The following is an 11,772-nucleotide window of genomic DNA, read 5'->3' as shown; positions in this document are numbered from 1 at the left end:
CCCTGCTACATCTGGGATTGGTAACACCAGTAGCCAACCCTCAACCCTCAAGACTGGGGCAATAGAAGCTGATTCAGGAACAACTCAGTGCGCGGATGTGGAGGTGTTTTCAAACAACGTCGGCGACGAACAACCCAAAACTAGCCCTCACAAAGGAAAGCGTAAACCCATCGCGAGTCAGAAGATTCGCGCTAAGTCAAAAACTCTTACTCCGTCGGAGGTTGGCAATAATTGCGAACCACCTACAAGAGGAAAGCCTAAATCTAAAATCCGCGCAAGGACTAAATCCGCGCAATCGGATTCTGCTATTCAGTTATCGCTTGACCTATGGGGGACTGCGCCTGAAATCGATTCCTAGGACCGCTAAGGGTTGCAAGTTCGAGGTTGGGCAGGGGTGGTACCCCGCCCTTACCTGAAATCGATTCCTAGGACCGCTAAGGGTTGCAAGACGCAGGTCGATTAGTTCTTCTAGGTCAAACAGCGACCTGAAATCGCTTCCTAGGACCGCTAAGGGTTGCAAGTCCCAAAGTGCTGCGGCAGATTATGGAAGGAGACACCTGAAATCGCTTCCTAGGACCGCTAAGGGTTGCAAGGCTGCACATCAACCCAAGGCAAATACTGTTACTGTTACCGTTAATCCTGAAATCGCTTCCTAGGACCGCTAAGGGTTGCAAGTTTGCTGCCTTCAGCTCAGCCCAAAAAACGGGTAAACCTGAAATCGCTTCCTAGGACCGCTAAGGGTTGCAAGCACCACCGTCTGCACGCAGACATTCAAATCGTACCCCTGAAATCGATTCCTAGGACAGCTAAGGGTTGCAAGAATTATTGACGATTCAGTATCCAGGAGTGGCGGCGGGCCTGAAATCGCTTCCTGGGTCAGCTAAGGGTTGCAGTTAAGGACATATGTCCTTAACTGCTCGACGGCGAGGGGCCTGAAATCGCTTCCTGGGTCAGCTAAGGGTTGCAAGACTACGCTGCCTGCTGAGAAACTTGTTCTCAGAGCCTGAAATCGCTTCCTGGGACAACTAAGGGTTGCAAGGTAGCAGTTCAGGAAATATGTCCTTAACTGAAAGACCTGAAATCGCTTCCTGGGACAGCTAAGGGTTGCAAGAATCCAAACCACTTATCTTTATTACTTTAGCCTCCGGGCTAGGCCTGAAATCGCTTCCTGGACGGCTAAGGGTTGCGCTGCCTAGTGAATCAGAGGGCTTAACCTCACCCCTCTGCCCTAGAAGCGACTGTCTCGAAATCACGGCGATCACAACAATGTTGAATTCCCCCATGAATGTCCCCAGTGAGGACATTCAATGCATTGAATCCGCATTATCTGCATCCGCCTCAGCCCCGTCTATCATTTGGCTTTCAGCCGCTCTTGCCCTTGATTCCGCAGCCCATTCGTCCACGATTGCCACGAGCGAGTCCGGAAAGCGAAACGGACCTATGAAATCTGCTTTGCGCCGTTCCTGAACTTTTCCAAATGCTCTAATGAATCATTTAATCCACGTTGAATGTGCGCCTCGTAGCGACTGAATCGCTCTGGGTCACTGGGGATTTTCAAGCTGTTGGCGTCAGCGGAAGCTGACGCCAACAAATATCGGAAGCCTGAGCCAGCCCATTGCGACCTGCCGAACCAGCAACTGCTCGCTAGGCTTCCGATATTTGTACTCGTTGATTAACCCCTCCACTATCCCTTGAAAAGTCGCCAAGTCCACACCAGCGAGCAGTGGTGATCGAGTGCTAAGCAATCCGTGCTTATCAACGTTCCTAAAGGTGATCGCTTTGCTGCGCTCGGTAATTGCTCCATTGAATTTCGCACCATTGATGCGATTTTGTTCGGGCGAACAGGTCATTTAAATTCCCTACCTCCGTTTCTTTGGCTTGGTCGGAAGGCGGTTCTTTTCAAGCCAAGCCTCAACTTCTGGCATGGAATAATCACCCTTATCTATTCTGTCAAGTGCATTAACGTAATCCTGCCGCATCCGAGGGGGTAAACAGTGGTAGTAGCGCCCTAGCGGCTTTGGCGAGTCTTCTGGTGTCGCTCCTTCCTGCTCTTCGTGAAGGTTGCAAAACTCGTGCCCCGGTGCTGGATTTATCATGTGATCACGCCTCCCACAAGTTGCCGAAGCTCGATCTCCTTCTCCTTAGGAATCAGCGCCCAAATTGCCTGTTTTGCCCAATGATAGAAGCCACTAATGGCTTGAAGTACCGCTTCTACTGCTTCCGAGCTATCGCAGCATAGCAACATATCAGCTGCGTCCCGCACATCCTCAGCAGTAAAGTTGGGGGCGTCCATTAGTTTCTCGTCCACTACTGATTTATGAATAACTTCTTTGTTACCGGCAGTGGACGCGGCAGTGGACGCCAGCTCACGATCTCGCTCTAGCCATGCCTTAAAGATTTTGGCGTGTTCGCTGGACGCAGCTATCGTATAGTACCTCTCTCGCTGTCCCGTACCGTCCCGGCCGAGAAGCTCTAGTGAGATTCCGAGACAAGAGAGGAGTTTTCGCAATACAACGATTGGCGAATCCTTCTCGCTGATACTCACATTCAAAAGAGCTTTCACTGCCCATCGTTGGTCGATGGCAGTGGACGCGATCGCTTTCAGGTCCTTATCGCTGTTGCGAAGTTCTCTGCCTTCCGTTTGTAGTAGTTGAGTGACTCCCAGTTTGTCCAGAGCAGCAACCTTCGCTCCTAGTTGCTTGCGATTGAAGTCAGGCTTCCATAGTGCCCCCTCGCCGTCTTCCAGAGCAGCGGCTGCGGTTTTCTGGTCTCGCCCTAGCAAAAACTCTCTGCCTAGGGTTAGGAAGTATTGCAGCCGCAACTGAGGGTACAGCCCTTTGTCATCCATCTCAATCAGGGCAGAGGTTATCTCACCCGTGGCATAGCGTGATTTTAAAGCGTGTTTGCGCTCAGCCCGCCGCTCTGATTTGGTTTTGGTAAGTTTATCCTTCAGCTTTTCATACTCAAGGTCTGAGATGTCATCCGCACTGGCGATTGCCGAGCATTCTGCTTGGTAATTTGCATTTCGATTAATTTCAATTTCTGCCTTGATAGCATCGGCATCGCCAGTAGCAGCGCCCTCTACTACCGTGTGCCCTTCAGCTTGCAACCCGGCGACAATATTCTCCCGATAATTCAACATCGCTGCGTTGTGACGAACCGCCAGCTTCGCCCATGTAACCAGAGATTCGCTTTGAAAGTTTGTGTCAACGTCAGCAATCGCTTCAAAATCAGCACGTTGTAGCAGACCAATGTGTACTTTGGTAGTTTTGTGCTGGGAGCTTAGCAACGACTTGATCGAAGTAGAACGGTTGCCAATAAAACAACCAGTCATCCCTCGCTGGGCTGCCCAAAAATGGCGGGGGACTGCTTCCCTAATCCTTGCTAGGGCTTGCAGCGCGGAGTTAGGAGCCGTAACACCTTGGAAGATTCCCCAGACTCCAGTGAAATGTCCTTCAAGGACAATTGAAACCCCGGTTTCAATACTAGGTGAAGCGAGTACACAGTCGTACATCGGCAAAATTTCATTGAGATTGCCAACGCACTGATAGGCAGCATGGGTAGGGTCAGCGACAGTCTCAGCGTCTATTCGCAGGATTCGCAAATTTGGGAATCGCGTTCTTAGTCTTGCTTCTAAATTGATGGTGCCCCATTTTGACTTCTCCTTCTGAGCTGACAAGCAGACAAAAGGCTTCCCACCGTCTTCGATGTCACTTTCTAGGCTGGCCCACAGTTCGCTGGGATTCTTCCCGCCGTATTGATGACACATCCAACCACCGTTTTTTGGTTTCCAATCGTTGACAACGATGAATGGCTCAACGGCGAATCCCGCTAGGGCTTTTATGTAGTCGATGGAAACATTGGATAAATCTGCATCGGACAGAATCACCTGTCCACTGCTTTCGCTAGAGAGGTTTTGTTGAATTAGGGTTTTTAAGCTTTTAAGAATAGAGACGCGATCGCTGGTGCAAGTTGAGGAGTTTAGTAAATGTCCTAGAACTTGTTCCACTTCGTCGATGATGATTAGACAATTCTTCCATTCTTCAGCGTTGAATCGTGCCTGCGACTTGGGATGCAGCGAATCAACGCACAACCCAAAACCCAGTAGTCCTCTGGTTTCCGAATCTCGTAACTCAGAAACATAATTAATCCCAAAGCGGTTGCACAATTCCACTCCCAGTTGCTGGCGATGGGTTAAAACTAGCACTCGCTTGCCTTGGTAGATAGACTCCTGAGCGATGTTACCTAAAGATTCAGTTTTCCCTGTGCCTCGTAACGATTTGATTGCAATGAGCTTGGCATCGCTTGGGACTTCCAACTCTCCTAGATACCGACGATTCACCCGTAGGTTAGGGGCATAGGTGAGGTTGAAATATTGACGCGCCTGCCATTTCTCCAACGGCATCGCCTGCCCCAAAGCGGTGTAGAACGCTTCCGTGCAATGATTCACGATTAGGTCGTCAACGCCCTTGCCCAGTTGGTTGTCCCACCCAATCACTCGCACGACACAGCCGCTGCGGTCAAACAGTCCGCCCATCTTGCCAATCATCGCTCGTACAGTCGCAATGGTTTTGGGCTTAGAGTCTTGGTCGAAGCAAATGTTTATCTTGCGCCCTGGCGTGGCAAATAGAGCGAGTTCAGGGATTAAATAGCTGTCCCCAATCGGATTCCCCATTTCATCCTTGGGAGAACGGAAGCCCGATGATACGCCTGGAAGCGCGATCGCGACTTCGCCAGCACTTAGAAGGCAGGCTGCTTTCTTTACCCCCTCGACAATGGTCAAAGGTACTTGTTTGTCTAACACCCATTGCCAGAAACCAACGGCTTCGCCATCTGGCGTAATCTCTACCGTCTCAGGCATCGGTACCTGGCAGCGATTACTTACCATCTTCCAAATGTGCAGCGCCACCCTCAGAAAAAAAGCTCTGGTTTGGGTGCGCGGGGGATGCTCATATTTAACGGTTTTGTTCGCATCGCGCTTGGGTTTATCTGGCTTGAAGCAGCCCCACTGCATCGGCTCCCAGCCAGCTAGCGGATCTAATCCATCAGCCCACCAGCCGCCTTGCTCAAGGTGCTGGTAGCGATACAATACGCGATCTCGTATCCTGCCATCGTTTCGCCGAGGAACAATTGCAGAATATAGCAGATGCTCGTAAGCTGCATTTCCTGAAACCGATCGCACGTTCAGCTCGGTAATCGCATCATCGACGCGGCTGTTCCGCCATTCTTGAAGGTGTAGTGGGTGAATCATTTTTCACCCCCAGCCACGCCTAAAAAACAATCGCACGTTGCACAGCGCACACTGGTCTTGAGAGTCGCCGCGATCTCTGGAACGATTATGCTTTCAAAACAACCACACAACCAGCAAGGATTTGTTTTATCCAGCAGCCTTAACAAGGGAGGCGTTGATATAGTTCTGGCACGGTTGGAAAGTTTTGCAGTTGCTGTTTTGGTGCTGGGTTGGCGCTGAGTTAGCGTTAATTTTAGCTTGGGTGATGCAGTCATACCCCGCATCCCCACTGCAAGTGCTGTGCAAGATTCAAGCAGAAAAGCTGTGCTTCTTCACCGAGAAAATTTAAGTCCTCTAGATGCTCCAAGCAATCTGTCAGGCGTTGCTCCGCGAGCGCATCTTGAAGTTGTTTCTGCGATGTCTTAGCGCTGTCTTGGCGCTGCTCCGCGAGCGCATCTTGGAGTTGTTTCTGCGACGCCTTAGCGCTGTCTTGGCGCTGCTCCGTGAGCGCATCTTGGAGTTGTTTCTGCGATGTCTTAGCGCTGTCTTGGCGCTGCTCCGCGAGCGCATCTTGGAGTTGTTTCTGTGATGCCTTAGCGCTGTCTTGGTGCTGCGTTCCTTCGGTTGTTACGTATGGCGATAGTTTTTCAATCGTACCCTGGCTCAAATTTAAGCGAGGCGTAAACGGCGATTGCTCAAATGGTGAAACGCTAGCAACGCCTAGATTTTCCCCGGCGTTTGGGGTAACATTGATACTTATAGACTTCATTTGTGGGTTGTCCCTTTGTGGTGATTGGGGCAACCCTCATCTATTTTTCCTTTTTCAAAAAGCTTGTAAAGTGGAAGTAAGTTTTGTTTTTGTCTGGTGACAGAAGGCGGGCGGTCTGGATTGGGGGCTTACAAGCTTTTTCCCAGGTTGATAGCTGAAGGTCGCCAGATTTTTCTTATGGAAAAATCTTTTGATGCGAGTGCTTGCTGCGTAGAGTCAGAGTATTGGACATAGGGCTGTACAGCAATTTTCTTGCGAAACAACAATAATAGTAAAACCCTATCAGCATCACGCTGATAAGGTTTTTCGCTTTGTCTGCTTATCTGGTTTTTGAGCAGTAGATATGTAGATTAAAAGCGCTTCTCGGATTAATTCAGAGCGTTTAACCCTTTTTCTTTTCGCGATTGACTTCAATTTTTTGACCAATGACGGGGTTATTCTCTGGCTTAATTGTATTTCATTACGTTCCATGAGCTTATCTGGGTGGAATGCATTCAAAAGTTCAAGTCGTAATCCAATGCTAATACATTATACTAAGCCATTCTGCTAAAAAAAATCCTTCTAGCTTGAAATAGCAAGAAGACGGCACCCTGCCATAGGATAACGCTATCAGGCAATAGTTCAAGTCCTTGCCCCGTATAGTTTGCGGCAGCAAAGCCTGTTGCGTTCCCGCATATACCTGGACACGGATAAATCGCCGGTGTCCGCACTCAGTTACAACAAACCTTTGGCGAATCTAAAGACGGCAAAGGTTGTACTTTCGTACTCTAAATAATGTACATTCGTACATCACTTTCCTTTAGAGCGACTTGCCGGAACAATCAAACTGTTCAATTTTTTTTCTACAGCTTCCAGCCTTATTTTGAGATGCTCTAGCTCATTATCGATTTTTGAAGATAACGTTTTCCCTAAATAAAGTTCTACCGCTTCAAATAGAACTTGAGAGCGAGTTCTGTTGAGCTTATTTGCGATTGCATCAATTTCTTTCAGATAATTATTTGGCAATCTTACTCCAACGGTTGTTTTTTCCATAAGACCCTCGTTAACGTTGTTAACGTATTCTATCGTATCTTGTTAGGTTCTGGAGGCGGACGTTGGTTTAAGCCACAAAACCAACCCATTTTTTATTTACAATGTAAACGGCGTACATTTTTGATCTGTTAGAAAATGAACTGCAAGAGCTTATTGATTTCTGAAAACTTCTCGCAGCAACGTTTATAAAGATTTCGGAATCAAAAATTTCTTTTATAATTGTCATTCCAAACCGTTAACGAAAAATTATTGCTTCGGAAATAAATGCAAGTTTTTCTGTAAAAACCGGCTTGTTTAGGGGGATTTAAAAGTGATTGCCAAAGAGAAGCAATTCACGGGAAAAGATGTTGTTAACGCTTTCGGGGTAAGCAAGTAAATTCATCGAGCTGGAAAGGAACGTACTCGTACAGTAAAGAGCAGAGGGCAATGGACGCGCGATCGCATCGTTGTTTTTATCGCCTTGAACAGCCGATCCAGCACACGCTGCTATGCGTTGGTTTCATCGGATCATTGAAGATCGCGGCTTGTCACTGCTGTTTCTTTCGGTTCCTTTGGCTTCTTCTCAAAAACTTGAATGGCTGGCTCGTTCAGAACAAAGCCCTGCCCTGTAGCTTCGCCCATCTTCCCAGCGATCGCAGCAACCCACATCGGGTAGTTCGCTTGGGCTTCCTCAATTTTTTTAAACATTTTGGGCTTCACGGTTACGGTCACAACCTGCCCGTCGCAGTCAATCTCGAAAGACTTCCAACCGTTCTCAACCGTCTTCACATCGGATGGGAACTCCGAAATTTTTATAGTTAGTTCAAGTTTCCCCTGAGTCGCCATAAACCGTAATCGCTCCTATATAAATGTGATACGTATACTCTAGTTGCCAGTCCTTGTGGCGCGATCGCCTTACATCATTACTCCTTACCCTTGGCGGGAGAGGAGGTTTTATTCTTTTTGACAGGCGTAGGCGTTTCGTTATCTATCAGCCACTGCTCCACTAATTCCCGTAGAACATCACCCATGTCACGACCTTTCAAGGCACAGGTTGCCTTGAAACGCGCTCGGATTGCTTCGGGTACTCGTCCTCGGATGAATACTGCCTTTTCCGCTTCTGGCACAAATTCAAGCTCATATATTCCTTCTACATCTTCTCATTGCTAAAAAACTTTTTGTTGAAAGTGTGCTATTGCTATGTTGCTACTGTGCTATTGTGCTATCGTAACAGGCATAGACGCAGCACGGCACTAGAGACACTAAGGACGGCTGCAAGTAGCGATCGCTCCTATCACCCGCTCAGAAGTGCCTCAAACGCGCAACACGTAAAACTTCCAGACAATTTGCACAAGGAATCAACCACGATGGTCATATCCGCAGAGAAGCCGTTTAACGGTTTCGGGCATCCGCCGAATGTCCACATCAGGAAACGAGTCCCCTTAGACGGCGGCAACCGCTTCATTAAGTATTTTGAAGCGCTCGGTCAGGTGAAGATTTTGCCCTCAGTCGTCAAAGAATTGGAGGATTGGGAAGATGCCGAACCCGATGAAAAATCAGTTGTTATTGCTGTTGATAGACAGCGCTATGTCATCGGTCAACTCGCATCTGAACTGGGAGGGAAGCCAGTTTTTGAAGGCGATAAATGCGAACTCGCTTGGCTATTGGCACTGGCGGCGATTGAGCTGAACCCAGGTCAGAATCAAGTTCTGATTGAAGTCATGCCGGTAGCGCTGCCAGACTCCAGAAATAAGCAAGCGCTCGCCGCCATTAAGAAAGCCGAGGGGGTCAAAGATTTCACTCGTAACGGTGTCGATATTGTTGCAACTGTTCGCCAGGTTGAGCCGTGCGATGAAACCCGACCTGCTTTCAAATTCGCCAAAACTAAAGGATTGTTTCGAGCGCCAAGCAAGGTTAACGGCATCCTTGATTTAGGTGGCGGAACTGGAATCGGACGGCTCTACGCTCCCAACGGAACCATGATTCGCACAGCGGATACTTTGCTACCCGGTACATACCAATTAGCTCAGAAAATCGCAGGGGCGCTGTTACCGAGTTTGGGATATTCGCCAGAACTGCGATTGATTATGGATGCGATCGCAGATAGCTCTTTCCTCTACGGCACCACCGAAGTGAACTTTGAGCCAATCTTCCAAAAGTGCCGCGAGCAATGGATTGGAGAGATTCGCAGCAAGTTAAAAGTTGCTTGGACAACACAGCTTTCAGACCTGGGCGAAGTGTTGATTATTGGCGGTTCTGCATCCCTGGCACAGCCTCTAGTCGAAGCAACCAAGGGACGGTTTAAGATTGCGGCTCATCCTAACGTCGCGAATTTCGCTCAATTGATATCCCTCTACGGAATGGCACAGGAATAAAAGAATGGCACCCCAAGTTCGCGTAGTGCTATCTCCAGAGGTCAAGCCCATTGCCGATGAAATTAAGGAAGTTACTTGCGCTGGCAGTACCAGCGAAGTTATCAGTCTGCTACTGAGTCGTTATGGCAAGCATTTTATTGCTTGGTGGAAATCTAACCCACATCAACACGAACTGACAGCGGTAACAATTCCGCAACCAGACTTCCCAATTCAACAAGCAGATATTGACCTATCAACCCCAATTGAACTTTGAAAATTCTGTCAGTAACCAGCGACGTAGTTTCTCAGGCTTCCGCTCGCTGGCACTGGCTCCCATCAAGCACACGATCAGGAGCAACTTCAATCATGCCAAAACTTACAGCAACTAAACCACTAAGTTACTGGGTCAGCGCCTCGAAATCCGACAGAGCTTATTTAGTCATTGCCGAACTAGAACATCGATTCGGCAGCTACTTTGAACAACTGAATCGCCAAGAACTACACACCATCCTGACTTATTGCGCTGCGAAAAGCGACCAAGCGGATACCTGGTCGTTAGTGGAAAACAGCGACCTCAGCCAGTCGGTTTGCGATGCCCTGGATTTGGTTGATGAGTTGGAAAGAGATTTTCAGCTTGGTTTAGCCAAATTCCTGGTTGAGGCAATCAGCTCATGGGGGAAGGAAGTTGACCATGCCTGACAAAGAAATTTGGAGAGACAACCTCCTTCGCCTTGGAGTGCCAGAAAACCTTTCTAACCAAGCCGCCGATATTCTCAGCCGACAAGATGCAGGCGAACTACCCTATCCCCTGCCAGAACCAGAGCAGCACATCGTAAGCAGTGCATGGCAATGGTACGCCGCCAAGCGACGGCAGGAAGAATCATGAAATACGCGCTCGCGTTGCGCTGACAAATCAGTCCGCTCTTGCAATCGGAGGGATTCTCTTGACCGCTGGCTTTCATCCAGGCAGCTCCAGAGTGTTCCTCCAGCCAATCAGAAAAGGGATGTACTAGAGGGAGATTAACCAATGAAAGATTACATCGGACTCGTTTTAATTCTCGGCGGGATTGGCTTTTACTTCATGACAAAGCAACCTCAACCCGACCCTAAAGATTTAGTCATTGAGCAGCAGTATCAGCGCATCCAAACCCTTGAAGCTGAACAGCGCGGTATGGAACGAGCGCTCGGATTGAGTCGGTAAACCACAAGCGATTGTCTTTCAAACCAGAGGGCGAACTGACGAATCAGCGCAACGCTATCGCACCTAACCACTAAGGAATTAATCATGGAATTTGCATCATCTAAAAGCACTGCGATTGTTAAATACGAGGGCAAGAAATCCGGCATCCACAAAGTACATTCGCTTGACAAAAACCTGGTCGGGTTAACCAAAAACTATTTCGGGATTAACCTCGAAGAACTCCCGAACATGACCGACCAGGAGCTTGCGGAATATGCCGACCGAGCTGCGGCGATGGATAGGCTAATCGAAGTGTTACCAATCCTCGAAAAGCATTTTAAAACCCTGATTGAAGGGCAAGTGAAGTACGAACAATTCGTAGCCAATGTCCAAAAGGATGCCGCTGCCGCTGCCAAGAAAATCGACCAACAAATCCTCAATGTATTCCTGGCTGGGAAAGGGTATCAGCAGCACATTCGGATGATGGGAGAGAAAGCCGCAAACGGTATCCGGCTATTGGATGCAGAAGGACGTAGTGCCCTCATGCTCGAAAGGATGGACTTCCAGACAGCGTTGCAAATTGTGGCACGTCGGCACCAAAGCGGCGCTCGTCGAATTCAAGAAAAAATCCCCCTGATGGAGCGGCGGGAAGCTCTCGCAGAACAGGTGAGGAAAGAGCGGGAGGAGCGCAAGGATTTAATCACCAATGGCTCCCGTTCCTCCCAGAAGAAAGGATTCTGGCAAGGTATCGGTGACTGGTTTAGCGGTCGTTAATTCAAGGTGAAAGCTGATGTTCAACCCTAGTAACCATCAGCCTCACCAGGAGGCTGATTTCCTTTCTGATGAATCCCAGACTCAAGAGAACAATGCAATCAAGTTTTATCGCGCATCTGGGAATATCTCTGAGTTCGGGTTGTATTTTTCTGGCAGCTTAACCCTAGCTCTACTCTGCCGATTAATTCCAGGAATGCTCATCACTTACGCTTTGTTATTAGCGTGTGCGACTGGTTATCTCGTTCTGACTGCCAAGGAGAATTTACAGGTAAACACCATTATTGGTTTGGCAATCGCTGCCTCTTTAATCGGTAGCTTTTGGGATGCAATTCTTAGCTTAACCCTCTTCTGTCACTTTCCGGAGAAGCAAGTAGTAAATCAGTTAAATTATCCAGAAGCCAAACCGGGTTTAAATTGATTCATTGCAGCAATTAAATGATTAAATCCCAGCAAT

16 protein-coding genes are annotated in these 11,772 nt (G+C 48.4%); 9 read left to right on the top strand and 7 right to left on the bottom strand.

The genetic code is table 11. From position 1 onward, the window contains the following. On the top strand, positions 1-358 hold a 358-nt coding region (locus NDA03_RS27465), incomplete at its 5' end, for a hypothetical protein (protein WP_348239788.1). A gap of 1,210 nt (positions 359-1,568) precedes the next feature. Here the strand turns inward: NDA03_RS27465 and NDA03_RS27460 are convergent. From NDA03_RS27460 to NDA03_RS27450, 3 genes are read right to left on the bottom strand one after another with little or no spacing between them, the layout of a single operon-like run. Beyond that, positions 1,569-1,850, bottom strand: a complete 282-nt coding sequence (locus NDA03_RS27460) for a hypothetical protein (protein WP_348239787.1) — start codon at positions 1,848-1,850, stop codon at positions 1,569-1,571. Between the two features lie 9 nt (positions 1,851-1,859). Next, complete coding sequence (locus tag NDA03_RS27455; RefSeq protein ID WP_348239786.1) at positions 1,860-2,096, bottom strand: hypothetical protein; 237 nt, start codon at positions 2,094-2,096, stop codon at positions 1,860-1,862. Then, on the bottom strand, positions 2,093-5,251 hold the full coding sequence (locus NDA03_RS27450; protein ID WP_348239785.1) for a plasmid replication protein, CyRepA1 family: 3,159 nt from the start codon (positions 5,249-5,251) through the stop codon (positions 2,093-2,095). The genes NDA03_RS27455 and NDA03_RS27450 overlap by 4 nt, the downstream gene beginning before the upstream one ends. Here NDA03_RS27450 and NDA03_RS27445 point away from each other — a divergent pair. After that, on the top strand, positions 5,243-5,470 hold the full coding sequence (locus tag NDA03_RS27445) for a hypothetical protein (RefSeq protein WP_348239784.1): 228 nt from the start codon (positions 5,243-5,245) through the stop codon (positions 5,468-5,470). The genes NDA03_RS27450 and NDA03_RS27445 overlap by 9 nt on opposite strands. A gap of 31 nt (positions 5,471-5,501) precedes the next feature. Here the strand turns inward: NDA03_RS27445 and NDA03_RS27440 are convergent, their stop codons facing one another. The 4 genes from NDA03_RS27440 to NDA03_RS27425 form a co-directional block, all read right to left on the bottom strand. Further along, positions 5,502-5,999: a hypothetical protein gene (locus NDA03_RS27440; RefSeq protein WP_348239783.1), complete on the bottom strand. Its 498-nt coding sequence runs from the start codon at positions 5,997-5,999 to the stop codon at positions 5,502-5,504. 789 nt (positions 6,000-6,788) lie between these two features. Beyond that, positions 6,789-7,031, bottom strand: coding sequence for a ribbon-helix-helix protein, CopG family (locus NDA03_RS27435; RefSeq protein ID WP_348239782.1), 243 nt, complete (start codon positions 7,029-7,031; stop codon positions 6,789-6,791). A 507-nt stretch (positions 7,032-7,538) separates the two neighbouring features. Beyond that, complete coding sequence (locus tag NDA03_RS27430) at positions 7,539-7,856, bottom strand: fertility inhibition FinO-like protein (protein WP_348239781.1); 318 nt, start codon at positions 7,854-7,856, stop codon at positions 7,539-7,541. Between the two features lie 77 nt (positions 7,857-7,933). After that, positions 7,934-8,137, bottom strand: coding sequence for a plasmid partition protein ParG (locus NDA03_RS27425; protein ID WP_348239780.1), 204 nt, complete (start codon positions 8,135-8,137; stop codon positions 7,934-7,936). A 240-nt stretch (positions 8,138-8,377) separates the two neighbouring features. On the opposite strand from NDA03_RS27425, the gene NDA03_RS27420 reads away from it, so the two are divergent. From NDA03_RS27420 to NDA03_RS27390, 7 genes are all read left to right on the top strand, one after another. Next, entirely contained in the window at positions 8,378-9,385 is a 1,008-nt protein-coding gene (locus NDA03_RS27420; RefSeq protein ID WP_348239779.1) for a hypothetical protein, read from the top strand. A 4-nt stretch (positions 9,386-9,389) separates the two neighbouring features. Then, positions 9,390-9,638 carry a hypothetical protein gene (locus NDA03_RS27415; protein WP_348239777.1) on the top strand — a complete coding sequence of 83 codons (249 nt, stop codon included), beginning with the start codon at positions 9,390-9,392 and terminating at the stop codon, positions 9,636-9,638. 92 nt (positions 9,639-9,730) lie between these two features. Beyond that, a complete protein-coding gene (locus NDA03_RS27410; RefSeq protein WP_348239776.1) occupies positions 9,731-10,063 on the top strand; it encodes a hypothetical protein in 333 nt (110 codons plus the stop codon). Continuing rightward, complete coding sequence (locus NDA03_RS27405) at positions 10,056-10,250, top strand: hypothetical protein (protein ID WP_348239775.1); 195 nt, start codon at positions 10,056-10,058, stop codon at positions 10,248-10,250. Before NDA03_RS27410 ends, NDA03_RS27405 begins: the two co-directional genes overlap by 8 nt. A 141-nt stretch (positions 10,251-10,391) precedes the next feature. Next, positions 10,392-10,565, top strand: a complete 174-nt coding sequence (locus NDA03_RS27400) for a hypothetical protein (RefSeq protein ID WP_348239774.1) — start codon at positions 10,392-10,394, stop codon at positions 10,563-10,565. 84 nt (positions 10,566-10,649) lie between these two features. Continuing rightward, positions 10,650-11,318 carry a hypothetical protein gene (locus tag NDA03_RS27395; protein ID WP_348239773.1) on the top strand — a complete coding sequence of 223 codons (669 nt, stop codon included), beginning with the start codon at positions 10,650-10,652 and terminating at the stop codon, positions 11,316-11,318. Between the two features lie 16 nt (positions 11,319-11,334). Continuing rightward, positions 11,335-11,736: a hypothetical protein gene (locus tag NDA03_RS27390; protein ID WP_348239772.1), complete on the top strand. Its 402-nt coding sequence runs from the start codon at positions 11,335-11,337 to the stop codon at positions 11,734-11,736. The last annotated feature ends 36 nt before the right edge of the window (positions 11,737-11,772 follow it).

Origin of the sequence: Trichocoleus sp. Lan (genome assembly GCF_039961855.1) — a bacterium.
Classification (GTDB): domain Bacteria; phylum Cyanobacteriota; class Cyanobacteriia; order Cyanobacteriales; family FACHB-T130; genus FACHB-T130.
The sequence above is the reverse complement of the archived record's forward strand: the minus strand, read 5'-3'. Positions and strand labels throughout refer to the sequence as shown.